We start from the raw sequence: 26,949 nt of genomic DNA on the forward strand, positions 1-26,949 counted from the left end.
TTATTGTCCTTGAATAGGAGGAGGACCATCTATCATGGCCTCATATTTTTCGTCTCCTTTACGGGTCTTGTATTCTTCTTTTACCTTGTCTACCAATTTGGGGTTTTCAAAAAGGTCCAGCATGGTCATTCCCATGGCTTTTGCAGCATAGACCATACCTTTATGACCAATGCTCATTCCTCCACAGGCCACAACGGCCCATGAGTGCCATGGGGTATCTTTGGGTGCAACGGTGACACTGAGGTTGATGTTGGGTACATTCCAACTAACATCCCCCACATCGGTTGAACCGCCTCCGGGCAATTCTTGGGTATCAAGAAGTGGATTAATATTACTATCCATGCCCACCTGCGGTTTTCCTGTGGCCTCTTGGATGGCTTTGCCATAGGCAATCTCTTCATCAGTATAGGTGATGGGACCCAAGAGTTCTAGATTTTTTTGCATGATTTCCCCTCCCGAACGGTTCACCAAGGTTTCATAAATTCCTGAAACCAATGAGATTTTATAATCTACATTGGCCATAATTGCCGCACCTTCGGCCATTTTTTTTACTTGCTCGTACGTAGGTAGCATCACTTTTCTTTTGGGGTCGCGAACACGTACCCATATCTTGGAATAATCAGGTACCACATTGACCACTTGACCCCCATCTTGGATATGGTAATGGATCCTGGAAGTTGGTCTTATATGTTCCCTATAATAATTGATTCCCGTGGTGTATAGTTCCAATGCATCAGAAGCACTTCGTCCGTTCCATGGGTCGGCCGAAGCGTGTGCTGCTTGTCCGTAGAATTCCACAATGAAATCAATTAGGGAGAGGCCACTTTGTACATCAGCCTCTATATTGGCTCCGGGGTGCCAGCTTACGTTCACGTCCACATCATCCCAAAGCCCTGCTTTTACCATCCATACTTTGGCAAAATATTTTTCTTCGGCAGGGGTGCCCAGGAACTTGACCGTGCCTTTTATTTTTCCCGCTTCAATCTGTTCTTTTATGGCGATGGCAGCTCCTAAACTGGCGGCTCCGAACATGTTATGTCCGCACCCATGTCCAGGGGCCCCATCGATACGAGGGTCCTTGGTAGGGACGGTGTTTTGTGAAAGTCCGGGAAGGGCATCGAACTCGCCCAAAACACTGATCACAGGTTCTCCGGATCCATAGGTTGCCGTAAAGGCTGTGGGGATGTCTGCAACGCCCCGTGTGACCTTCAACCCGTTTTTTTCTGCGTACTTGGCCAGAATTTCAGCAGATTCTGATTCTTCAAAGGCGGTTTCCGCCAAGGCCCAAATAGAATCACTGATCTTGATCAAGTTATCTTTGTGATGTTCCACGGAAGCGATAATCGCCTTTTTGTTTGATGTAAGTTTTTGTGCGGAAAGGTTCAACGAAATGAAACCCAAAAGGAGCAAGGTTGCAATTTTCTTCATTTTCAAAATGTTTGAGTCGGTTAAATGTTTCAATCACCTAGGATTAATGATTAAAACCCCAAGAGATTGAACGAATACTAAAAATACTGAAAAAGGATTAACCCACCGCCTCTTTGTAAACTTTTAAGCAGCGCTCTCTGGCCATTTTGTGATCTACCATTTTTTCTGGATAGGTAAGTTCCTGTAATTCCGGGACCCACTTTAAAATGTACTCTTTCTGCTTGTCGAATTTTTCAATTTGGGTCATAGGGTTGAAAATCCTGAAATACGGTGCGGCATCTACACCGCTTCCGGCAGCCCATTGCCAATTGCCAACATTGCTGGCCAATTCGTAATCCAATAATTTTTCAGCAAAATAGGCTTCTCCCCATCGCCAATCAATGAGTAAATGCTTGCACAAAAAACTAGCTACGATCATGCGAACCCTGTTATGCATAAAGCCTGTGGTGTTGAGTTCCCGCATGCCAGCATCCACAAAGGCATAGCCGGTATTCCCGGATTTCCAAAGTTCAAACTCGTTCTCATTGTTGCGCCATAAAATACGGTCATATTTAGGTTTAAACGCTTTATTGACGGTATGTGGATAGTGCCACAGGATTTGCATGAAAAACTCCCGCCAGATAAGTTCGTTCCAAAATACTTCGTTTTTTTCGGAAATTGCTTTTTGCACCATTCTTCGGATAGAGACCGTACCGAACCGTAAGTGTGGGCCCAATTTGGATGTGCCCTTTTCCAGCGCAGGGAAGTTCCGGGTCTCCTCGTACTGTTGTATGAATTCTGGAGCGATGTTATAGTCATGGACTTTAATACTTGATTTGGAAAACCCAATGTCGGACAGGTTTAGGTTTGGCAAATCAACATCCTTAAAGACACCTTCTCGAAGCAATGCATACGAATCGTGCATATTCAGATGTTTGGATGGATTGAAACTTTCTTTCCAACGTTTCATGTAAGGAGTATATACCACATATGGGTCTCCATCATTTTTTATCACTTCATTTTTCTCAAATATGACCTGATCTTTGTAAGTATTGAATTTAATCCCATGCTCCTCCACGAGTGATTTTATTTCAGAATCTCGCTGTTTGGCATAGGGTTCGTAGTCATGATTGGTATAAACGGTCTCTATTGCATAGCTAGAAATGAGATTTTTAAAAATGGTCACAGGATTTCCATGAAAAAGGGCAAGATTTCCTTGAAATTTGGCTCGCAAAGTTTCCCTGATTTTTTGAAGCTGTTCATAAATAAAAGTAACCCGGGCATCGTCTTTGGGTAGTTTATCCAGTATTTCCGCATCAAAAATAAATATAGGAAGTACGGGGTTCTCGCTTTTAAGGGCATGATACAATCCCACGTTGTCCTCTAACCTTAAATCGCGGCGGAACCAAAATATAGTCACAGTTTTTGCCATTAAATACGTTTGGTCGATATTGAGTTTTTGGTGTCCTTAACATTACCAAACAGTTGGGTTAGCTTTTCCTCACGGTACCTGAAAATATGCTTCAATTGTTTTTCTATCCAAATGAAATGAGCCAATCGACCAAAAAACCCAAATGGTAGTTTGTAGTCCACAATGTCTTCCATAACGGTTCCGTTCAAGGTTTCCTTTAAAAAATGCTTGTGGTGCCAGAGTACATAAGGACCAAAACGTTGTTCATCAACAAAATAATCATTATCCACAACATGGGTAATTTCAGTGACCCATCTAAAATTGGCGAAAGGAAATGGCTTTACTTTATATTGAATAATTTGTCCCGGGAACATTTTACCATCGGCTCCATCCAAAATATGGAATCCCATATGGCGGGGAGTTATGGTTTTCAAGTTTTTTGGATTGGATAAAAATTCCCAAGCCTCTTTTTTTGAAATAGGTAATATCTGCGTGGCCTTTAGTTGATACATACAAAATCGTTAAAGTCCTAACAAAAATACAAAATGTTTAATAAATATATTTAAAAGTTAAACAATTATTAAGTGACATATTCTTTAAGGATTTGTTAACAAATACAACATTTCTTTATAATTAGCTTTGTTCCACTAACAATTTAAAACACTATTCCTATGAAAAAATTTGCACTATTATTATTTGTGGCTATGCTTTCGGTTTCTTTGGAAGCGCAGATACAAACCCCACCACCTAGTCCTGCGTCTAAATTGGAACAGACCGTAGGTCTTACCAATGTGGTAGTGGAATACTCCCGACCTTCAATGCGCGGCAGAACCATTTTTGGTGATTTGGTTCCCTATGATGCTCTATGGAGAACTGGAGCAAACAAAAACTCTACCATTACTTTCGGTGATGATGTTGTTGTTGAAGGGAAAGAATTGAAAGCAGGGTCTTATGCCATCTATACCAAACCGGGAGAAGCTGTTTGGGAAGTAATTTTCTATTCTGATACTGAAAATTGGGGTACTCCGCAAGAATGGGATGCTTCCAAAGTTGCGGCTACAGTAAAGGTAGAAGTGTACCCTATGCCGGTTCCTATTGAAACCTTTACCATGACCATTGATGATCTTCATAACAATGGTGGCGCTTTGGGTATACTTTGGGAAAAAGTATATGTTGGGGTAAAGTTTGTGGTTCCTACCGTGGCCAAGGCTACAGCGAGTATTGAGGCAGCAATGGCAACCCCCGGTAATTTAACGGCCAACGATTATTTCGCCGCTGCTTCTTACTATCATAGTGAAGGCATGAACATGGGCAAAGCCAAAGAGTGGATAGACAAGGCAGTTTCCATGGGAGATGGAAGTACCTATTGGATGACACGTGTCCAGTCTTTGATCTATGCCAAATTGGGCGATAAAAAGGGAGCCATAGAGGCAGCTAAGAAATCTCTGGTAGCAGCTCAATCAGCTGGTAATCAAGATTACGTAAAAATGAACAAGGATTCCTTGAAAGAATGGGAAACCGAGTAAAATTTTAGATTATTCGAAAAAAGCCTGCTTCATACGAGCGGGCTTTTTTTATGCCTTTGCTGGAGAATTCCCCAGAAAATTATCGAACGCTTGGGTTATAAATGCAAGCACAATGACCAGTACACAACCAAATGCATTGAGCCACAGATAGGACATCCAGTCCATGTACCAACCAATTATCACAATTATCTGTGTAACGATTGCTGCTACAAAAACAGCGTTACCTTTTACAAACTTGAAAAAGAATGCCAAAAGAAAAATACCCAATACATTTCCATAAAATATGGACCCGATAATGTTCACCAGTTGGATTAAATTATCAAAAAGACTGGCCACACATGCAATGGCAATGGCAATAATACCCCATAGAAGTGTAAACCCTTTTGTTGCCATTAGATAATGCTTTTCATCCCTGGGTTTTTTATCATTTCGTTTGTAGAGATCTAAAGCGGTAATGGTTCCCAAGGCATTAAGTTCGGAAGCTGTTGAAGACATGGCCGCAGATAGAATAACGGCCAAAAGCAGTCCTATAAGCCCGGTAGGGAGGTTGTTCAATATAAAATGAATGAACACATAATCCTTATCATTGGTTTCCACCGTGGTGCTTGCCTTGGAAATTAGTTCCTTTGCGGTATCCCTGCTGGCCCTTTCCTTTTCATTGATCTTAATAATGTTCTGTTTGGCCTGTTGAATGGCGTTGTATTCTTTTAATTCCAGTGCAGCGGAAAAGGCGTTTTGAGCAATTCTTTTCTCCATTTCGAGTTCCTGATGGTCCTCTTCCAAAGCCTTATAGTCATTATGATATTCTGATTGTATTACGGCTTGGGTGGCAGCTGGGTTAAAATTAAGGGGAGATGGGTTATATTGATAAAAAACAAAGACCATCGCACCCACCAATAGTATAAAAAACTGCATAGGGATTTTAAGGATACCGTTAAAAATTAATCCCAATTGACTCTCCCGAACCGATTTTCCGGAGAGATAGCGTTGCACTTGGCTTTGGTCTGTTCCAAAATAAGCCAAGGCCAAAAAGAATCCCCCAGTAATTCCACTCCAAAAGGTATATCTATTATTGGTGTCGAAGGTAAAATCCAGTATGTTCAATTTATTGTTGGCCCCTGCAATCTTTAATGCTTTATCAAAGGAAACATCAGTAGGGAAAGAACCCAAGATGAAGAAAAAGGCAAAGAACATTCCCATCATAATGATGAACATCTGCTGTTTTTGGGTAACACTTACTGCTTTAGTACCCCCAGACACGGTATAAATGATGACCAAAATACCTATGATGATGTTCAATGTGCGTAAATCCCAACCCAACACAGCCGAAAGAATTATAGATGGTGCAAAGATGGTAATACCAGCCGCGAGTCCACGCTGTACTAAAAAAAGGAAGGCGGTGAGCGTACGGGTCTTTAGGTCAAACCTTCCCTCGAGCATTTCATAGGCAGTAAAGACCTTTAGTTTTTTATAGATGGGGATAAATACCAAGCAGATGACGATCATGGCCAGCGGGAGTCCAAAATAAAACTGGACAAATCCCATTCCATCATGAAATGCTTGTCCCGGGGTGGACAAAAAGGTTATGGCACTGGCTTGGGTTGCCATTACCGAAAGACCAATGGTCCACCATTTGGCATCATTGCCACTCAGAACATAGTCATCAACATTTTGGCTGCCGCGGGTTTTCCAAACGCCATATCCAACAATAAAGAGCAATGTGCTGCCAAGAATGATCCAATCTAATAAGGCCATTAAGGTTTTAATTATTTAGTATCATGATGAAATAAAAAATAAGGATATACACTGCGTTCAATGCAACCACCACAGTATATTCCTTTTTCCAATCGAACTTGGTTTCCATATTATCCTTTGACATGGCTTTCTTTTTTTACTTCATCCTTTCCAACGGAGAGCATATTGGCAAAAAGCTTGTAGGCTCCAGAAACTCCTGCTGGGAGTTCTCTAAAAAAACTGAGTCCTGTGTAAATATAATGACCTTCTCCATAAGGTGCTACCAAAAGGCTTCCGTTTTTTGGAGATTCATCTTCATCTTGCATAGAAAGTATAGGTGTAAATTCCGAACTCCATTCGGATGGAAAATACAATCCCCTTTCTTGGACCCACCCGTCAAAATCGCTTTCTTTTATGGTGTTGGGAAAGTTCACCAAAGAATTGTTGGAAGCAATAATGTCTACTTTGGCAGTTTCATCTGTTACACGATCCCTGGACAGTGTAAGGTTATATGGGGCTATGTTTTCAAATTGTTCGGCCCATCTTCCTGCCGTGTTGTACTGCACAATCATATTTCCTCCATTTTTTACATAATCAAACAAAATAGGTTGTTTAAATTTTAAGTCATCCACTACATTGTATGCCCTAATACCTACTACAACGGCATCGTACTTATCCAAAGCACCTTGCTGAATATCGTTGGGGTCAATGAGATGAACCGTATACCCAATTTGTTCCAAGCTTTCTGGGACCATATCGCCAGCGCCCATTATATAACCGATGTGTTCACCAGTCTTTTGAATATCCATCCGGACAACTTTGGCTTCTGAAGGCAATAAAATGGATTGCTTGGGAATATGTCCATAATTGATTTCCACAAGTTCCTTGCCATAAACCTGATTTTCAACGGTAACTATTGGGGAAATTTTTCCTTCACTTTCGGAAGAAGGCGGAGTAACAGTGAACGTCACACTTTGTTCCTGTCCTTTTTGGGGGATGGAAAAAGGTATATTGGCAGGGGAGACCTTCCATCCAGCTGGGTGGTCCAAACTTACCGCGCCTTTTACATTGTCTTTTCCAGCTGTTACCTTTACCTGAATTTCCTTGGAAGATGCATCGGCAAAAATTAAAACCTTTTCATCAATCTTGGAAGTTACTAGCGGAAGTACCACAAAGGGTTCATACAGCTCGCCTTTATCCGGTTTTGAAAAACGATGGACCACAGGTTTGTCAAAATTGATTGGAATCCCATTGAAATCTAAAACGAACCGAGCTACGAAGGCATCTGGAGTTTCTGGTTTACCAATTAAGTCTTGTTTGTTTACCGTGTACATACCCAAAGTACCAGGCTCATTTAACCAATAGGGACTGGAGTAATTAGCCGTATTGGGAACGGGGAAGTCCATGGAAAAGTTTTCCTTTTGGTTGTTTTTGAGCACTTTGTTGGGCTGTATGGAAGCAGTGGCACCAATAAGATGTATTTCCTTGAGTGTTATGTTTTGCGAACTACGGTTGATTGTTTCAATGTTGATTTTGGCTGTGCTTCCAGGTGTAGTGGAGGCATTTTCGGAGCTGGCTTCCAAATACAATCCAGCGCAAGCGAGAAGGAGCTTTTTTAACTCTTCGGATTTTACTGTCTTCCAATGTTCATTTTCCACTTTTTGTAAAAGCTGATAGGCTTTCACCAAATCAGGAATATGCTTGGAAGGATTTGTAAAATCGAAATTTTTCTCGATGGGGTATAAGATATTCCCAATGGCCGCACCCCCTTTTATACGGGACCAGCTTGTATCAATACCATCAAAAAGGCTATTTCCTTGAGGTAAATCACCTTTCAACAGTTCAACATATTCATCCGTGGAACCTCTATCGGTCAGTCGTCCAAAACCTTGGCAAAGATGTTGGCTGCTGGCCAATGAAGCTATTTCGTTGTTGGAAAGTCCCAATTCTGGGTAATATACCCCAATATCCAATTTCATCATCTTGGATTTGTCGGCCTTTTCAAAGTTTTCCTCACTACCGTAAAACCACCATGAGGTATTAAAAAAAACTCTCCTAGGTTGCCAAATGGATGTTTCGGTCAACTGTTCTGGATAAGCATTGGGATTATTGGCCAAATCAAAAGCCTCCATGCTTAGCATGGCAGAAGATGTGTGGTGGCCGTGGGTTGATCCTGGAGTACGGTGATCAAATCGATTGATAACCACATCAGGCTTTAGGTTTCGGATAGCCCATACCACATCGCCCAATACTTTATCCTTATCCCAAATTTTAAGGGTTTCCTTGGGATGCTTTGAAAAACCAAAATCATTGGCCCGTGTAAATCGTTGTTCGCCACCATCTATATTTCTTGCAGCCAATAGCTCTTGGGTTCTAAGTACGCCTAAAAGTTCCCTAAGCTCTGGACCAATTAAATTTTGTCCACCATCTCCACGTGTTAGTGATAGATATGCCGTTCTGGCCTTGTCATGGTTAGATAGATATGAAATCAACCGGGTATTTTCATCGTCGGGGTGCGCTGCAATATAGAGGGCAGTCCCTAAAAAGTTCAACTTTTGGAGGTTATGGTAGATTTCAGCAGATGTAGGTTTGTCAGGCTTTTGGGCAATGCTATGGAAAATAATGCCAACAAAGAAAAAGGCGCAAACCAGAAAATGACGCATAGTTTGGTTTTTGTGGTTCCCCAAATATAGAAAGATTAGTAGCAGGGGTTGGGAATTTAGAACATCTTTAACAGGCTGTCTGACCTCCCATACTTATAGCCCCAAACTATCTCTAAGGCTTAAATCCGCATTGCTGTTTTGGCTCCAATAGGGTGTATTCAGGGATTTGATTTTAGTGGCTTTGGTTGTCAACACTTTGGCATTGGGTCCAAATCCACTTTTAAATTCTTCGGACCATCCTTGAATTGTATATGGAAATTCCGGGGAAAAATAAATTTGAAGCGTTCTTTCCAAATCTGGATAGGTTAGGGTGTATGTTCCCATTCCATTTTCTGAAGAAAGTGCACCAGTGGCACCATAAGCTTCAATTTTTTTATGGCTTAGCCGAAGGTATTCCAATGAAGGAATCACTTTTATTTTCCCTACTGGAAGATCAAATGGGTTGATCCGTATCTTCGTCCAAACTTCATTCTCCAATAGTTCTTTTTCCAAGCTCAACTTCTGGTCAGCCTCCTTCTCAAAATACGAATGCGAAGTAAACTCAAAAGTATTTCTGTTGTTGATTTGGGCATATACGTGACCACACCATTCTTGAACTGATAAACTTGTTTTTAAAGCATGTTGATTGTCATGAACAGGGTAAAAGGTACTACTGAGAATAGAGTAGGGGTAGATGCCCGTTAAAAAGTTTTTGGTGGCATTGAGTTTTAACACAGATACATTTTCTGGATTTTTAGTGTCTGCTTTGACCTGTTTTTCGGGCAAGAAAGGTTCTGTCACATAAATGAGCACAGCATTTCCATCCCTGAGCTCCCCATACCGGGCTTGTTCCAATTTGTAGGAAGTAATCTCTGCTTCCCCTGCATACCAGTACGCCTTAAACGCATTGGAGAGTTGTTTTTTTGGTGCAATGGCTTCCAATACCACCTCGCTGTCAGAAGCAGCTAAGGATTGGTTTTCTGAACTGGATTTTTCCTTGCATGAAATAAAAGAGAAAAGGATGAGGAAAGAAAAAATAGTAATGCGAAAAGGTATCATGAAGATGGATTTCAGTAAAGTTAAGCATCCCAACTCAAGAAACCATATCCATTAACGTTTTGTAAACCAAATGGGTAGGTAGGCCAACAACATTGGTATAGGAACCCTTGATTTCTGATATTCCCACCATACCAATCCATTCCTGAATACCATAAGCACCGGCCTTATCATAAGGGTTAAAATTTTCAATGTAATAATTGATTTCAGCATCAGTAAACGCCATGAATTTAACTTCAGTAATTTGGCTAACGGTCTTTTGGATTTTAGAGGTGGTAAAACAAACGGATGTGATTACTTGGTGCCAATCCCCAGAAAGGGTCCGGAGCATAGTAAAAGCCTCTTCTTTGGTTGCCACCTTGGCCAAGGAAGTAGTGTTGTGCCATACCACAGTGTCAGAGGTGACCACAATCTCATTTTCGAGTAATTCACTTTTAAATGGAACAGCCTTAAGCTGTGCTAGATATTCCGAAATTTCCACACCCTGTAAATGTTGTGGATAAATCTCTTCCACAGCTTTCGGACGGACTTCAAAATCCAGCCCCATCTCTTCCAAGAATGCTTTTCGTCTAGGAGAACCTGAACCTAAAATGAGCTTACGGCCGTTGAGCTTTTTGTTGAGTGGATTTTCAGTCATTTTCAGCACTGAAGTTATCGTTCCAATCACCACGCACTTTTAGAACTTGTTCGATAATGTCGCGAACACATCCATCACCACCGTTTTTATGCGACACGTAATCAGAAATGGCCTTAACCTCTTGTACTGCATTTTGTGGGGAAGTGGCTACGGCGACTATCTTCATAGGGGGGATATCTGGCATATCATCACCCATGTACAGTACATTTTTTGGGTCTATATTATAAATGTCCAGATATTCCTCCAAGGGCTCTTGTTTGTGGTGTACTCCCATGTAAAAATCGGTTACCCCAAGACCCTTCAAACGTTCCTTGACACCTTCGTTAGTGCCTCCGGTGATGATGCATACCCTATAACCCTTTTGGATGGCCGTTTTAAGGGCATAGCCATCTTTGACACTCATTTTTCTCAATAACTCGCCCTTTGAGGTTATCAATACAGAACCATCTGTAAAAACACCATCAACATCAAAAACAAAAGTGGTTATATCACTTAAAAGTTCTTTATAATTCTTTTTCATATATATGTTCTATAGCTACACTGCACAACTTGTAAAGCTCAATTTGTTTTTTGTCCTTTAGCAATTTTAAGTGTTCTTGCATACTGTTTTGGTCTCCTCTTCTGGCTGGACCTGTCTGGGCTTCCTTTGGTGATAAATACTGAACTTTTTCGGCTGTTTCCATGATCAAGGGTTTTAGCAAATCAAAGGACAGGTTGCTATCCATGCATATTGCTTCTCCAACCCCATAAAGATAGTTGGTGAAATTATTCACAAAAACGGCTGCAAGATGCAATTTTTTTCGTTGGTCCGAATTGATTTGGTACACCTGTTCAGATATGCTTTTTGCCAATTCCTCAAGAATGCCAAGTGTAACATTGTCATTACCTTCAATGCAAATAGGAATCGTGGAAAAATCCAAAGTTTTACCTTTGGTAAAGGTCTGTAAAGGATAAAAGACCCCTTTTCGTTCTGCCGCGATGGCATATAGGGGAACTGCCCCAGAGGTATGGGCCACCACACCTTTTTTATGCGATAAGGCTTGGGAGACCTCCGCTATGGCATCGTCCTTAACAGAGACAAGGTAGACATCCGCATCCAGTATCGAGGAAAAATCATTGGAAACAGAAACACTATCGGCAAACCATTGCAATTGGTCTTGGTTTCTGCCCACCACTTGAACCACTTGGGCCTTATCCGTTTTGGAGAAAGCCTGAAACAGATGCTTTGCCAAGTTTCCAGTTCCTAAAACAACAATGTTTAGCATGCCCAAAACTACAAATTTTGAACCTATGGGATAGGCAAAGAATTAACAAAATTGTTTGATTTTTTGTGGTGGACACGAACAACTAAGTTGTAAAAAGGCCGTATTTTTGCATGTTGAAAAGTACACCGCATTTACATGATCAACATTCTCAAGAAAACCCTCTTTTCCACCAGACTTATGGCCGTTCTTTTTTTGGTTTTTGCCACGGCAATGGCCTTTGGTACGTTTGTGGAAAGTTGGTACAGCACGGAAACCGCACGTATTTATATCTACAACGCCACTTGGTTTGAAGTGATCATGGTCTTTTTTGTGATCAATTTTATTGGGAACATTTTTCGGTATCAGTTGCTACAGTGGAAAAAGTGGCCAGTTCTTGTTCTACACTTATCATGGGTATTGATCATCTTGGGCGCTTTTGTTACCCGATATATCAGTTATGAAGGGGTAATGCCCATTCGTGAAGGGGCTGCGGAGAATAAAATGTTTTCGGACAAGACCTATTTGACTGCTTTTGTTGATGGTGATTTTAATGGGGAAATCAAACGTAAGGTGCTTGAAGATGACCTGATTGTCACCCCTGAAGGACGCCGCTCCAGTCTTCCTTGGAAATCCGATTTTAATGGCCAGCCCTTTACCATTGCCTATGTTGATTTTATTCAAGGTGCAGACGAAGGATTGGTTCCCGATGAAAATGGAAAGGAATATTTAAAGATTGTGGAAGCCGGGGATGGACAACGTCACGAACATTTTCTGGAAAATGGACAGATTGCCAGTATCCATAATGTCTTGTTCGCCCTAAACAAGGAGACGGAAGGAGCCATCAATATTTTTTATGATGGTAACGATTATCAAATTAAGACCCCATTTGAAGGGAATTTTATGCGTATGGCGGACCAACTCCAAGGAGAAGTGACCAACGATAGCCTTCAACCATTGCAATTACGCTCCCTTTATTCCTTGGCCGGAATGCAATTTGTAATTCCTGAGCCTATAGTGAAGGGAAGTTATGGCGTGGTCAAGTTGCCCAAAGAACAGGTAGATGAGAGTTCCAAGGACGCCTTGATCGTTTCAATTACGGTCAATGGGGAAACCAAAGAAGTGGAGTTGTTAGGGGCCAGGGGTTATGCTGATTTTTCAGACAAGATTTCCGTAGGCGGTTTGGACTTTTCTTTGAGCTACGGTTCTAAAGTATATGAGCTTCCTTTTTCAATTCAGCTCAATGATTTTATCGCGGAGAAGTATCCCGGCACTGAAACAGGCTATGCCTCGTTTATGAGCAAGGTAACAGTACAGGATGATCGCTCCTTTGATTATGACATCTACATGAACCATATACTGGATCATAGGGGCTACCGCTTTTTCCAATCCAGTTTCCATCCGGATGAAAAGGGTACCGTTTTATCGGTTAACCACGATATGTGGGGTACTTGGATTACCTATATAGGCTATTTTTTATTGTATATAGGGTTGATGGGTATTATGTTTTTTGGTAAGACTCGGTTTAGGGATTTGCAGCAGGCCATTGAAAAGGTCAAGGCAAAGAAAGCGGCCCTTACCGTAATTTTGATGCTGTTCACATTCTCTTTGACCAATGCCCAAGAGACTGCCCCTGGCCATGATGAGCATGTAGGCTTGCCCACACAAAAACAGGTAGATTCCATTATTCATTCTGCTGTGGTTGCCGAGGAACATGCAGATAAGTTTGGTGCCTTGGTCATCCAGGATGAAGGAGGAAGAATGAAGCCGGTGCACACATTTGCCTCTGAACTCTTACGCAAATTGAGCGGAAAGGACACTTATCAGGATTTATCGGCCGATCAGGTCTTTCTTTCCATGATGATGAACCCGGGGGTTTGGTACAGTACCGAGTTTATTCAACTTGCCAAAAGGGAAAATGACAGTATCCGAGAAGTTATTGGAGTACCAAAAGACACAGAATATGTAAAGGCCACCGACTTTTTCGATACAAAAGGAAATTATAAGCTACAACCTTATTTGGAAAAGGCCACATCAACCAATAATCCTTCAAACTTTGAAAAGGATTTTAAAAAGGTAGGGGAACGACTCAGTCTCCTGAACATTGCCTTGAGTGGTCAAATAGTTAAGATTTTTCCACTATTGGATGATGAGAACAATAAATGGATTTCGGCAGTAGAGTACCGTTCTGGTCAACATAAGATGCAGGATTCCCTTTATTCCAATTTTGTGCGGAATGCAATGCCCTATTACCTAAGTTCCTTGCAAGAAGCCATAGCTACGGGAGATTATTCCCAACCGGACAAATTGTTGGATGCTTTCAAACAGAATCAGAAAAACCATGGGGAGGAAATATTGCCTTCCGATAATAAGATTAAGATTGAGATCGTATACAACAAGTTGGATATCTTCAATCGGCTTTACAGATATTACGGATTGATAGGAGGGCTCCTTTTCCTTATCCTCATTTTGAAAATTTTTAAGGAAAGGAAAATATACAATGCAGCGGCCTATCTACTCAAAGGGACCATTATTCTCATGTTTATATGGCATACGGCCGGACTGATTTTACGTTGGTACATTTCAGGGCATGCTCCTTGGAGTGATGCTTATGAAAGTATTCTTTATGTGGCTTGGGCCACCATGGGGATTGGGCTGGCTTTGGGCAAAAAGAGTGAGCTTACCATTGCGGCGAGTGCCTTTGTGACCTGTATGCTTTTGTTCATTGCGCATCAAAGCTGGGTGGATCCTGCTATATCAAATTTGGTTCCTGTTTTGGACAGTTATTGGCTCATGATCCATGTGGCCGTCATTGTGGGTAGTTACGGACCGTTAACCGTTGGGATGATTTTGGGGGTTGTGGCCCTTATCCTGATGATTTTGACCACCGAAAAGAACAAGAAACGAATGGATCTGAGCATCAAAGAGTTGACCATAATCAATGAGTTGGCTTTGACTGCAGGTTTGGTAATGCTCACCATTGGAAACTTTTTGGGTGGACAGTGGGCCAATGAGAGTTGGGGAAGATACTGGGGCTGGGATCCCAAGGAAACCTGGGCTTTGATTTCCATTATGGTCTATGCCTTTGTATTGCACATGCGTTTGGTGCCCGGTCTTCGGGGCAAATGGATCTATAATTTTGCAAGTATTCTTGCTTTCGCTAGTATTATGATGACCTATTTTGGGGTCAATTTTTACTTGGTGGGATTGCACAGCTACGCCAGTGGAGACCAAGTGATAACCCCTACTTTTATTTGGTATACCGTACTCGGGGTGTTCATTTTGGGAGGAATCAGTTTTTGGCGGTACAAGGTACACTACGCAAAATAATTTGCCCTTTATGGGATTTCAATTGAAAAAAAGTTGCATATTTGCTTCATCATGAAGTTATAAGAATTATGTACGCTATAGATGTCATTGTTGGCTTTACGCCAAAAAAGTAACCGAAATACTTTTCGGTCCCATTGACATTACTTCTTTTTTACACACATAATTCTTTTTAAAATGACACAATCTAATCATAGAAATTTTTCAGTAAAGAAATATCTTAAGTATTTCTGGATTGCCGTATCCGGAAAAGAAACCGAATTTACAACCGGAAGTATCCGCAAGGCTATTTTTATGCTATCCATCCCCATGATTTTGGAAATGTTGATGGAATCCATCTTTGCCTTGGTGGATATTGCCTACGTTTCCAGAGTGAGCGTAAATGCCGTGGCCACCATCGGATTAACCGAATCTGTCATCACCTTGGTATATGCCTTGGCCATTGGGCTGAGCATGGCCGCAACGGCGGTAGTCGCCCGTAGAATAGGGGAGAAAGACGTTGACGGCGCCAAGATAGCTGCAGTACAGGCCATAGGTCTGGGTGTTTTGGTTTCTCTCGTTTTGGGTGTGGTCGGAATTCTATATGCCAAGGAAATTTTGGCGCTCATGGGAGGAGAACCCGATTTAATTGCCGAAGGATACGGGTACACCAAACTTTTGATCGGAGGGAACATTACCATTATGCTCTTGTTCTTGATCAATGCCATTTTTAGAGGTGCCGGTAATGCCTCCATGGCCATGTGGACCTTGGTGCTTTCCAATGGACTCAATATTATATTAGATCCCATTTTTATTTTTGGATGGGGCCCCATTCCCGAGTACGGGGTCATGGGAGCGGCCATAGCTACCAATATTGGGCGTGGAACCGCAGTCTTGTTCCAATTGGGAATCCTGTTCTTTGGATGGGGAAAAATCAAGTTGGTACTTCAGGACTTGGTGTTGAACGTCAAGGTCATGGTAAATCTGATCAGGGTTTCCCTAGGCGGTATTGCCCAGTTCTTGATAGGCACTTCAAGTTGGGTATTCTTGATGCGTATCATGTCAGAGTTCGGCAGTGAAGTGTTGGCTGGGTATACCATTGCCATACGGGTAATGATGTTCACCCTTATGCCCTCATGGGGCATGAGCAATGCCGCAGCTACCTTGGTGGGGCAAAACTTGGGAGCAAAGCAACCCGATCGGGCTGAAATATCCGTTTGGAAAACAGGAAAGTACAATGCCTATTTTATGGGTGCTGTGTCTTTAATATATCTCATTTTTGCCAAAAGCATCATTTCTTGGTTCAATGCGACTCCCAGCGTAGTGGAAAATGGAGCTCTTTGTTTGCAAGTCATTGCCCTGGGGTATGTTTTTTATGCCTATGGAATGGTGGTCAGTCAGGCCTTTAATGGGGCAGGGGATACCAAAACCCCTACCAAGATCAACCTGATTTCTTTTTGGTTATTTCAATTGCCTTTGGCCTATGTGGCTGCCCTGGTTCTTGGGTGGGGAGCGAAAGGAGTTTTCATTGCCATTACCTTGGCAGAGGTGCTATTGGCCATTATGGCGATGGTATGGTTCAAAAAAGGAAATTGGAAACAAGTTCAAGTATGACGGGTTTCGTATCTTTAACCTAAAAGATACTAGATTATGAAAGCCAATAATAAAGGTGTCAACACAGTTTGTTTACATAGTGGTGAACTGGAAGATACCACGTTCAAAGGTGCGGTGTCCCCATTGTATATGGCTACATCCTATGCCTTTGATGATGTTGATATAAAACGATACCCGAGATATTTCAACACGCCCAATCAAGAGGCTTTATGCAAAAAACTGGCGGCCTTGGAACATGCCGAGGCCGCTTTGATTTTTGGCAGTGGCATGGCGGCCATCAGCACAGCCTTGATGGCTTTTCTGAAGGCAGGAGATCATATTGTGTTGCAGCAAACCATGTATGGAGGGACCTATCACTTTGCTGTTACTCAACTCAATAAGTATGGTATAGAATATTCCTTTACCAATGGATGGGCGGTGGAAGATTTTGAAAGGGAAATCAGACCCAATACCAAGGTGGTGTATTTGGAAACCCCCTCCAATCCTTTACTTACCATTACGGATATCAAGAGGGTGGCGCAGTTGGCCAAATCCAAAGGATTGATTTCTATGATAGATAACACTTTTGCCAGTCCCATCAACCAAAACCCTATTGATTTTGGGGTGGATGTGGTGTTGCACAGTGCCACAAAATATATGGGAGGTCATTCCGACATTTGTGCCGGAGTGGTCGCGGCTTCGCAAGAACATATGGACCAAGTATTCCAATCCGCCATATGTTTTGGAGGAAATCTAAGCGATTATACCGTTTGGCTCTTGGAGCGAAGTATCAAGACCATGGGAATCCGGGTGAAGGCGCAAAATGATAATGCCCTAAAAATGGCCACCTATTTAGAAAGTAACCCAGAGGTGGAGAAAGTTTATTATCCCGGGTTAAAGAGTCATCCCGATTATGAATTGGCCCAATCACAGATGAGTGGCTTTGGGGGAATGCTTTCCTTTGAATTGCCCCATGTGGACATATCCCAATTCTTTAAACATTTAAAATTGATAAAACCGGTAATGAGTTTGGCCGGGGTGGAAAGCACGGTAATTTTACCCGTGACCACCTCCCATGCCTTGATGAGTCCCGAAGATCGGGAAAAACAGGGCATCAAGGATTCTTTAATCCGATTCTCTTTGGGAATCGAGGATATAGAGGACCTCGTTATAGATATTGAACAAGCCATTGTACAGGCCAAAACCATGACCATACCCGCATAAGAAGACCTATGAAGTTAGATATTTTAGTTTTTGGGGCCCATCCCGATGATGCCGAACTAGGAGCAGGAGGCACTATAGCCAAAGAAGTTTCCCGTGGAAAAAAAGTAGGCATTGTTGATTTGACCCGAGGTGAATTGGGAACCCGTGGTTCTGCCGAATTACGTGATAAGGAAGCCACCAAAGCTGCAAAGATTTTGGGAATTTCCGTTAGGGAAAACTTAGAGTTTGCAGACGGTTTTTTTGTGAACGATAGGGAACATCAACTGGAGGTTATCAAGATGATACGAAAATATCGCCCGGAGATTGTACTATGCAATGCCGTGGACGATCGCCATATTGACCATCCCAAAGGAAGTAAGCTGGTAAGTGATGCATGCTTTTTAAGCGGCTTGGTGAAAATTGATACCCAGATGGACGGGGATGATGAATGGCAAGAACCTTGGCGGCCTAAATTGGTATACCATTTTATCCAATGGAAGAATCTGGAACCGGATTTTGTAGTGGATGTTTCAGGATTTATAGAAAAGAAAACAGAAGCCATTATGGCTTATTCATCACAGTTTTACGACCCCAAGAGTAAAGAACCGGAAACTCCCATCAGCAGTAAAAATTTTACGGACAGTGTTAATTACCGAGCCCGGGATTTAGGTAGACTGGTAGGTGTGGAGCATGCCGAAGGTTTTACGGTGGAACGCTTTGTTGCTGTGGATAGTTTGGACGCCTTGATTTGATCAACTGGCCTGTTGGTAGCGCTTTTGTGCTTGTGGCACAGTAAAGAAGAACGAAGTTCCCTTACGTGGTACACTTTCCACCCATATTTTGCCCTTGTTCTTCAAAATCATTTCCTTGCAGAGTGAAAGCCCTAGACCGGTACCTCTCTCATTATTGGTGCCGTAAGTGGTAATATTGGAAGAATCTTCGAATATCTTTTTCTGGATTTCTTTATTCATCCCAATACCGGTGTCCTTGACCATAACTTGCCACATGCCGGCCTTTTCTTCAGCTTCAATGGTAATAAGACCATTATCCGGGGTAAACTTAATGGCATTGCTCAAGAGATTTCGGATCACAATGTCTATTTGGTTTTGATCGGCCCATATTTGGGGATTTTCCGGCAATTGATTGATGATCTTTATGGATTTTCCAGAGGCTATTTCAGAGAGCAACTGTATGTTGATATTGACCAAGTTATCCAAAGAGACGCGTTTGGGTTTGGTTACCACTCCATTGAGCTGTGTTTGTCCCCATGACAATAGATTATTTAGGGCAAAGGAAATATTTTCAACATCGGCCTTAAGTTTGGGGATAAAGGATACAAACTCGTTTTTGTCCACCTCACCATCAGTATATAATTTTAACAATCCATGCAATGCTCCAATGGGGCCCCTGAGATCATGCCCTATAATGGAAAACAGTTTGGTCTTGGTTTTGTTCACTTCATTCAACTGACTTTCCCGCTCGGTTACCGCCTGGGTTTTTTCTTGGAGCTCGATGTTCAGCTTTTTCTGGATTTTTTCACTACGGCGGATCACAAAGGTTATGATACTTAAAATCAATAAAATAATAACGGAAAAGTAAATGTAGTTCCGTTGTTTGGCCAAAGCCATTTTATTGCTCTTGATGAGTTCTTGTTTTTCCAGTTCGTATTCCAGTTTGGTCTCCAGAAGTGAAAGACTTTGCTTGTTTTTATCCCTGAACAGGGAATCGGACAACGATTTGAAGGATTCCAGATAATTGAGAGCTGCTACATGTTCTGCTTTATTCTTGTGGACTTTGTACAAGGTTTCGGAACAATCTATTTGCCCTTGTAATGATTGTATTTTATTGGATAGTTCCAGGCCTTCGTTGGCATATTTCATGGAGAGGCTATCCCTACCGAGTCCTAGATATACTTTGGCCATTCCGTTCATCAGGTTTATTTTTTCCCGATCATCATCCAACTGCTGGTTATGTAGCATATTACTTTGGTCATACCAGTATAGGGCCCACTGATATTTCTCCTGTTCCAAATAAATACTACCTTTTACCTCATAGGCGTAGGCCAACCAATCATATACTTTGTTTTTTTCAAAAGTGTTGATACTCTTGTTGATGTTGAACATGGCCAGGTCAAAATCCTTGGCATCCTTATATAGCGAGGCCATATTGCTCGAAGTTTCGGCATCAATGATCTCATCGCCTATTTTTCTGTTGATTTTTTGAACGGTATCGTAAAAAATCAAGGCATTTTTATAATCCTTTTGGTCTGCATATAAACTGGCAATGTTTTCATTTAATATGGAAAGCATTGTATTGCACTTGGCTTTACGGGCCACATCTATTCCTTTTAAATAAAGATTAAGTGCTTCGGCGTAATTGCCTTCATAGCTGTAATCATGGGCCAGTCCGTTAATGATGTCAAGTTCAGCAAGTTCATCCCCAATTTCTTCGCTTAGAATTAGAGCCTCTTTAAATAGGGCCATCGATTTTTCACGATTACCTTGATCGGAATTGTAATTTGCCAATCCACTCAAAGCCCTGATAATTCCACCTGTATATTCAATTTCAGTACTAAATTTCAGTACGCGCTTAGAAATGGAGTGGAGGCTATCATTATTAATGAAACGGTATGAAAATGCCAGATTGGAGAGTAGATTTATGTGGGTGGTATCCTTTGGATTGAACCTACTAGTGGACTCTAAACGCTTAAGCTTAAAAGCGAGACTGTCCTTTTTGGTCAATTGGGATTGTAGTGATACCGATATAAGAAGCATACCCAAAAGAAAGCTAACTTTCCCAAGTTGGAATTTGTGGAGGATAAGGTTGATATTTTTATGGGGCATACTATGTTAATCTACCAAGGGTAAAAATACCTTCTCTTTGGCGTTGTAGGAAACTAAATGTTGTGAAACATCAAAAAATGTGTGTTTTATCCGTTGAAATATGCATTTCATCGATTATAACAGGAAAAAGACTACAAAATGTAAATTGCTGAGGCTTTGTCATTTGGAATACATAATTCTCTTTGCATTTAAAAAGTTTAATTTTCATAGAGGGAAGTATCAAAATCTTTTGGTTGAATCAAACCAAAAAAGTATTTTTGCATCCGCTTTTAATGGTGGTTGTAGCTCAGCTGGTTAGAGCGCTGGATTGTGGTTCCAGAGGTCGCCGGTTCGAACCCGGTCTTCCACCCTTAAGTTTATAAAAAGTCCCGGACATTGATTGTTCCGGGATTTTTGTTTTTAGGAGTATTAGGGAGAGAAGCCTGTGCCGAGCGCAGTCGAGGTAAACTTGGTCTTCCACCCTTAAGTTTCAGAATCCCAGGCTGTAAAGTCTAGGATTTTTTGTCTATAGACTTGCTTGTTGGCTCATCCATCAATTGAAAAGGGGCATCCGTCAATTCACATACCCTTTTGATACATTTTAGTCTATTTTCCCTTTCAGCACTGGAAGTATTTTCTTTCGCACCCAAATCGAGACACTTACTATGGGGAAAACAAAATTAGCCTTATGCATTGGTTGTTTGCTTTTTTTTGGACATGCTAAAGCAAAAATCAACTTTGAAAATGATTCATTGTTAAACGCAAAGACTACTCATAGGTATTTTAATGAGTTAGAAATTAAGTCCCAAGATTTCTTTTCTTTTTCTTCTCAGGAGAAAAGTGAATTTGACCAGAATTATATAAGCAAGAATTTTTCAAAGGATACGGTTACTGTTCAACAACTCAATATTGCCAAATCAGTTATTGAGCAACTTGAACGTGATCAAAATTATGTAGGACTAATTTCTTCAAGTGACTTGGTAACACTACCAATTGGTGTAAAAAAAGAAATTGGAACAATAAGGTATACCCTTGCTATTAATAAGGCTGAAATATTTCCCACATATACTAGGGTAACTGCATATGTTCATATCAAATTACCACAAACTGATTCGGATGGGGAACCTATTGAGCTGTTTTTTGGAGCAGATGACATTAAGATTTCCCATGAAGGAGGAATATACGGCGATGCCAATTTGGTGTTATTGGGTGATATTGGTATACCTATAAATGGCGGTAATGGATTGGTGGCACTCAAGGGTGGTTTTGACGTGCAAACCGGAAATATCCAAAACCTGACCTATGTTACCATTGATTGTGGAGGATTCAAAGAAATGGGAGTTACCGCAGATGTACTCTTTCCCCGAAGTATGCTCGAACCTGTCGATTCAAATTATGAGGTAATTCCTGATATGAATGAGAAAGTAACGGGCCATTTTCAAACCATTGTTGGGGATTGGAATGATATTTTGGTTGAAATAGATTTACCTCCATTTCAAGTAACCAAAACGGGAAGCCCAAATAGTGATGGTAAGGCAGGACTCATTTTTGAAATAACCAATGCTATTTTTGATTTTAGTGATGTCAGAAATTCATCGAGTGTACTATTTCCCAAAGGTTACCAGCAATATCTAATTCCTGGGAACGAACAGTTATGGCGAGGGGTTTATGTTGACAATTTGCAAATAATCCTTCCCAAACAGTTTAAAAAAAGAAATAGTGAGGAGCGCATAACATTTCAGGCTGCCAATCTGCTTATTGATGGTGTCGGCGTTTCAGGAAATTTCTCTGTAGACAACATTTTGCCCATAGACGAAGGGGATGCTTCAAAATGGCAATTCTCTGTGGACCATGTCGAAGTGGATTTATTGGTGAACCATTTGGTCGGGGCCGGATTTGAAGGCAAAATAGTACTGCCTGTTACCAAAGAGGTGACAACTGAAGAGAAAAGTGACCTGGCAGCGGTTGATCAAAAAACGTTGAGTTATGAGGCAATTATTGACCCTTTAAATGAGGAGTACCTTCTTACCGCTACCACAAATGACGCTATTCCTTTTGATATCTTTAAAGCCAGGGCCACAATCACACCGAACTCCTATGTGGAACTGCGGGTATCGGAAAAGAAGTTTAGGCCTAAAGCCGTACTACATGGTAATATAGCTATCAAAGGGAGTAACAGTACTTCTGATCCTGATAAAGGAACGGTGGACTTTAAGGGAATCACATTCCAAAATCTACAACTACAAACGGTTTCGCCATATTTCCAAGTAGATTACATGGGCTATAATGGAGATGTGAAGTTTGCCAACTTTCCAGTAACTATTTCCGAAATCGAATTTAATTCTACCAATACCACAGCGTCACTTTCCTTTAATCTTGATGTAAATATGATGGAGAAAGGGTTTGCAGGAAATACAACCCTTTCCATTATTGGCGGATTTGATGAAAGTGAGGATTTACATCGTTGGAGATTCCAGAGAATAGAAATACATCAAATTTATCTGGAAGCAGATTTGGGAACCATACAAATTAATGGAATGGTGGATATTAAAAGTGATGACCCAATTTATGGAGATGGTTTTTACGGAGAATTGGGAGCCACATTTAATGGCATAGCGGTAGATGCTTCGGCATGGTTTGGCAAAACAGATTTTAGATACTGGTTTGTAGATGCCTATGCGGATCTTTCTCAATCACCCACACCAGTTTTTATAGGACCTGCCAAGGTTAGCGGTTTTGGCGGTGGAGCATATTATAGAATGAGTAAAAAACTAGGCTCTTATTCGGCTTTGGTTCCATCTGGACAATCCTATGTTCCCAATGCAAGTAATGCCCTTGGATTTAGGGCTTTGATCGGGTTCGCGCTTACAAATGAAAAAGCATTCAATGGTAAGGTAGGTTTTGAAATGGATTTTAATAATCATTATGGGTTAAACCGAGTCATGTTTTTCGGGGAAGGTCACATTGTCAAGGCATTGGATTTTGAATTTGGGGATGAGTTCAAACAAAAATTGCAAGGTATGGAGGAGAAGATCAACTCCTTTGGTGAGAATAACCCAACCATACAACGTCTCAAAGAAACCAATCTAGTAGATTACAGTAAGGTTAGCTTTCCTCAGGACGGTTTGACCTTTGATGTGGGAATCGATGCCCACTTCGCCATGGAAATGGATTTTCAACACAGGACATTCCATGCTGAATTGGAGATTTATGTAAACACGCCTGGTGGCTTTTTTCAAGGAGTAGGTCCAAAAGGAAGGGCTGGTTGGGCTGTTTTCCATATTGAACCGGAAGAATGGTATCTCCATATAGGAACACCTCAAGACCGAATAGGGTTAAAGCTTGGTCTCGGAAATTTTAATCTTGAAAGTACTGCATACTTAATGATTGGTGAGGATTTGCCCGGAAGTCCTCCTCCGCCACCCATTGTTGCTGAAATTTTGGGCGTCGATTTGGCGAGCTTGGATTATATGCGGGATTTGAATGCCTTGGAAAGTGGAATGGGATTTGCCTTTGGTGCTGATTTTAGTATAGATACAGGGGACATGACCTTTTTGATATTCTATGCAAGATTTCAAGCAGGGTTTGGTTTTGACATCATGATAAAGGATTATGGCGAGACAGCTTGTAAGGGTAGCGGACAAATAGGTATCGATGGCTGGTATGCCAATGGCCAGGCTTATGCCTATCTCCAAGGAGAGTTGGGTATCAACATAAGATTGATGTTTGTAAAAAAGAAAATACCCATTATAAAAGCTGGGGCAGCAGTTTTATTACAAGCAAAATTGCCCAATCCTTCATGGTTCAAAGGATATCTGGGGGGACATTTTAACCTTTTGGGCGGATTGGTCAAAGGAAGGTTCCGCTTTAAAATTGAACTTGGGGAAGAATGCGAAATCATTGGGGGGTCTCCTTTGGGTGGTTTAAAAGTGATTGCTGATGTGACCCCCAGGGATGGTTCAAATGATATTGATGTATTTGCTGTTCCACAGGCTGCATTTAATATGCGGATTGACCATCCATTTGAGTTGGAGGATGATGAAGGGGTGAAAACCTACCGTATCCTTTTGGATGAATATCGGGTGACCAGTGAGGGAACTGCCATCAATGGAGAGCTGGAATGGAACGAAAATCATGATCTGGCAAATTTCGTTTCCCACGATATATTGCCTCCCAATGCTCCAATAGATGTAAAGGTTGTGGTAAGTTTTCAAGAATGGGGAGGAAACCGATGGATTACACTGACCCAAGATGGAAAGCCAGCCAAAGAAATAGAAGAACGTAGCTTTACTACAGGAGAGGCTCCAGATTATATTCCACTTACCAACGTGGTTTACACCTATCCTGTAGTGGACCAACAATACTTTTATCAAAAAGAAAGTAACAAGGGCTATGTAAAACTAAAAAGGGGGCAACCTTATTTGTTTTCGCCGCAGACCCATTGGGTGCAATCCACAAGATTTGAAACAGAATCGCAATCCCTGGGCACAAACCAAGTATCGTACAGTGCTTCGGATAAAATGGTCCATTTTGATTTTCCAGAACTTCAGAATCAAGAGACCTACACTCTCAAAATAATCAGTTTGTCACCAGAAGAAGCAAGTTCTGAGATTGTCAATGAAAACTATGTTTCAGAAAATAGCGGTCAGGAAGGCACATCCATTGAGGTGCGTAATAGGGAAATAGGGACAGCAGCAAAACAAACCTCAGAAACTGAAATCTTAGCATATGATTTCACTACAAGCCAATACAACACTTTTAAACAAAAAGTGGCAGCTAAGGTAGTGGACCAGTATTTATTTGACCCTATATATTCCAATGTTCATGCATTACAGGTAGATGTCAAGGTGCCATCAGAACGTTTTGGGAAAGATGAAATTTTGGGGACTGAATATTCGGACAATGAACCCATGATTTCAAGGGAAGCCATCTTAAATAATAGCTATTACCAAGAAGCCATACAGCCGCTAATTTATGAAGGTTATCCATTGGAGCCTGGCTTCACGGTTGACCGAGATGTTAAGGAATTGGGCCTACCACCAAAAAGAGGAGTAGATATTATGACGTGGTACATCTCATATCTGGAATCCAATCCAGACTATTCATTATTGGATAGAAGGATTCCGTATCGTTACAATTTACCCTACTACTACAAACAGGATTTTATAGATATACAATATAAAGTGGTCAATGTCTATCTGCACCAACCAGCAAAGTATCAATCTCAAATAGACAAGTACGATTATATCATAAAAGGAATAATGCCGCCGATAAGGACGGGAGATTATAAGGTAAAGTTCCAATATGTACTTCCAGGTCAGATAGAAGGGACTTCCCAAATGTTTAACTACAACAATCCCTACTAATGGTAAAATTTATTCAAAGGCTTTTGATTCCAAGGGATTTTGTATTTGCAGTGGCTTTGGGATGTTGTTCTATGGCCCAATCCCAACAGGATTCCCTAGCTGTCCAACAACCTGAAATTGTTGTTATGGCACGTCCACAAAAAGATGGAAAGATTATGTTGCGTTGGGCAGTTACCACCCCATTGGCATGGCGTAAACTGAACGAATATGGCTATGAAGTAAAACGATACACCGTTACACGCAATGGCAGTACACTCCCAAGCCCAATAGAAAAGCAATTGGGAATTTTCAAACCCAAACCATTGGATGGATGGATGCCAATGATAGAAAATAATAACAACGCAGCTGTGATGGCCCAATCCATTTATGGGGAAGCTTTTGATATTGAGGGAATGGATCATCTGTCTGCCATAATCAATCTAGCCGAAGAGCAGGAACAACGATTTACATGGGGATTGTATGCTGCCGATCAAGATTATGAAGTGTCCCAGATGGCAGGTCTTGGATATTTAGACCAAGAGGCACGTATAAACGAAAAATATGTGTACAAAATAACGGCTCTGGTCCCTGAATCTTTAATGAAAATTAAAGAAGGAGGGGTTTTTATCGGTCTTCAAGATTATGAGGATTTACCCAAACCCTTGGATTTAGCGGTGGTCTTCTTTGATGGAAAATCCATGCTGAGCTGGAACTATACCATCCATAACCAGATATATAATAGCTATTTCGTGGAAAGATCTATTGATGGAGTCAATTTTAAAGGTTTGAACAATTTACCCCTTACCACACTCAACAACGGTGAAAAAACAGACCCGATGCGGATGTTCTATACAGATTCCATTAGCAATGGTCAGACGTGGATAAGCCGGGTAAACTGACCCACCTTCGCCGGATAAAACTGACCATAGCAAACGAACTGCCCAGATTTGATCTATCCTTGGGTTAAACTTAGTTTTTATTTTTTAATTTTCTTCTCATCGATTCTCCTTTTATATCTATTCTGTG

17 protein-coding genes and 1 tRNA gene are annotated in these 26,949 nt (G+C 41.3%); 8 read left to right on the plus strand and 10 right to left on the minus strand.

Annotated features, from left to right (window positions below; genetic code table 11):
* From EZV76_RS15405 to EZV76_RS15415, 3 genes are all read right to left on the minus strand, one after another.
* The gene (locus EZV76_RS15405) at window positions 1–1,428 is read right to left on the minus strand and encodes an amidohydrolase (RefSeq protein ID WP_136567457.1); all 1,428 of its coding nucleotides are present in this window, start codon (window positions 1,426–1,428) and stop codon (window positions 1–3) included.
* A gap of 97 nt (window positions 1,429–1,525) precedes the next feature.
* Window positions 1,526–2,839, minus strand: coding sequence for a cryptochrome/photolyase family protein (locus EZV76_RS15410; RefSeq protein WP_136567458.1), 1,314 nt, complete (start codon window positions 2,837–2,839; stop codon window positions 1,526–1,528).
* Window positions 2,839–3,330, minus strand: a complete 492-nt coding sequence (locus EZV76_RS15415; protein ID WP_136567459.1) for an SRPBCC family protein — start codon at window positions 3,328–3,330, stop codon at window positions 2,839–2,841. The genes EZV76_RS15410 and EZV76_RS15415 overlap by 1 nt, the downstream gene beginning before the upstream one ends.
* Window positions 3,331–3,489: 159 nt before the next feature.
* Between EZV76_RS15415 and EZV76_RS15420 the strand changes: the two genes are divergently transcribed.
* Window positions 3,490–4,344 carry a DUF2911 domain-containing protein gene (locus EZV76_RS15420; protein WP_136567460.1) on the plus strand — a complete coding sequence of 285 codons (855 nt, stop codon included), beginning with the start codon at window positions 3,490–3,492 and terminating at the stop codon, window positions 4,342–4,344.
* A 48-nt stretch (window positions 4,345–4,392) separates the two neighbouring features.
* On the opposite strand, the gene EZV76_RS15425 is transcribed toward EZV76_RS15420, so the two are convergent.
* From EZV76_RS15425 to EZV76_RS15450, 6 genes are all read right to left on the minus strand, one after another.
* Entirely contained in the window at window positions 4,393–6,099 is a 1,707-nt protein-coding gene (locus EZV76_RS15425; protein WP_136567461.1) for a sodium:solute symporter family protein, read from the minus strand.
* A gap of 110 nt (window positions 6,100–6,209) precedes the next feature.
* Window positions 6,210–8,741 carry a PIG-L family deacetylase gene (locus EZV76_RS15430; protein ID WP_136567462.1) on the minus strand — a complete coding sequence of 844 codons (2,532 nt, stop codon included), beginning with the start codon at window positions 8,739–8,741 and terminating at the stop codon, window positions 6,210–6,212.
* Between the two features lie 93 nt (window positions 8,742–8,834).
* Window positions 8,835–9,779, minus strand: a complete 945-nt coding sequence (locus tag EZV76_RS15435; RefSeq protein ID WP_136567463.1) for a septum formation inhibitor Maf — start codon at window positions 9,777–9,779, stop codon at window positions 8,835–8,837.
* Window positions 9,780–9,813: 34 nt separating this feature from the next.
* A complete protein-coding gene (locus EZV76_RS15440; RefSeq protein ID WP_136567464.1) occupies window positions 9,814–10,413 on the minus strand; it encodes a Maf family nucleotide pyrophosphatase in 600 nt (199 codons plus the stop codon).
* The gene (locus EZV76_RS15445; RefSeq protein WP_136567465.1) at window positions 10,406–10,933 is read right to left on the minus strand and encodes a KdsC family phosphatase; all 528 of its coding nucleotides are present in this window, start codon (window positions 10,931–10,933) and stop codon (window positions 10,406–10,408) included. The genes EZV76_RS15440 and EZV76_RS15445 overlap by 8 nt, the downstream gene beginning before the upstream one ends.
* Complete coding sequence (locus EZV76_RS15450) at window positions 10,917–11,678, minus strand: Rossmann-like and DUF2520 domain-containing protein (RefSeq protein WP_136567466.1); 762 nt, start codon at window positions 11,676–11,678, stop codon at window positions 10,917–10,919. Before EZV76_RS15450 ends, EZV76_RS15445 begins: the two co-directional genes overlap by 17 nt.
* A 135-nt stretch (window positions 11,679–11,813) precedes the next feature.
* Between EZV76_RS15450 and EZV76_RS15455 the strand changes: the two genes are divergently transcribed.
* From EZV76_RS15455 to bshB1, 4 genes are all read left to right on the plus strand, one after another.
* On the plus strand, window positions 11,814–14,984 hold the full coding sequence (locus EZV76_RS15455; RefSeq protein WP_136567467.1) for a cytochrome c biogenesis protein: 3,171 nt from the start codon (window positions 11,814–11,816) through the stop codon (window positions 14,982–14,984).
* Window positions 14,985–15,158: 174 nt separating this feature from the next.
* A complete protein-coding gene (locus EZV76_RS15460; protein WP_136567468.1) occupies window positions 15,159–16,574 on the plus strand; it encodes an MATE family efflux transporter in 1,416 nt (471 codons plus the stop codon).
* Window positions 16,575–16,610: 36 nt separating this feature from the next.
* Complete coding sequence (locus EZV76_RS15465) at window positions 16,611–17,777, plus strand: trans-sulfuration enzyme family protein (RefSeq protein ID WP_136567469.1); 1,167 nt, start codon at window positions 16,611–16,613, stop codon at window positions 17,775–17,777.
* Window positions 17,778–17,785: 8 nt separating this feature from the next.
* Window positions 17,786–18,508 carry a bacillithiol biosynthesis deacetylase BshB1 gene (gene bshB1 / locus EZV76_RS15470; RefSeq protein WP_136567470.1) on the plus strand — a complete coding sequence of 241 codons (723 nt, stop codon included), beginning with the start codon at window positions 17,786–17,788 and terminating at the stop codon, window positions 18,506–18,508.
* On the opposite strand, the gene EZV76_RS15475 is transcribed toward bshB1, so the two are convergent.
* Window positions 18,509–20,599: a tetratricopeptide repeat-containing sensor histidine kinase gene (locus tag EZV76_RS15475; protein WP_136567471.1), complete on the minus strand. Its 2,091-nt coding sequence runs from the start codon at window positions 20,597–20,599 to the stop codon at window positions 18,509–18,511.
* A gap of 274 nt (window positions 20,600–20,873) precedes the next feature.
* Between EZV76_RS15475 and EZV76_RS15480 the strand changes: the two genes are divergently transcribed.
* From EZV76_RS15480 to EZV76_RS15490, 3 genes are all read left to right on the plus strand, one after another.
* A tRNA-His gene (locus tag EZV76_RS15480) sits at window positions 20,874–20,949 on the plus strand.
* A 606-nt stretch (window positions 20,950–21,555) separates the two neighbouring features.
* Window positions 21,556–25,944, plus strand: a complete 4,389-nt coding sequence (locus EZV76_RS15485; protein ID WP_136567472.1) for a hypothetical protein — start codon at window positions 21,556–21,558, stop codon at window positions 25,942–25,944.
* Window positions 25,944–26,822 (plus strand): hypothetical protein, encoded by an 879-nt coding sequence (locus EZV76_RS15490; protein ID WP_136567473.1) that lies wholly within the window; start codon window positions 25,944–25,946, stop codon window positions 26,820–26,822. The genes EZV76_RS15485 and EZV76_RS15490 overlap by 1 nt, the downstream gene beginning before the upstream one ends.
* Window positions 26,823–26,949 lie beyond the last annotated feature (127 nt).

This window comes from Flagellimonas alvinocaridis (assembly GCF_004916895.1).
Lineage (GTDB): Bacteria > Bacteroidota > Bacteroidia > Flavobacteriales > Flavobacteriaceae > Flagellimonas > Flagellimonas alvinocaridis.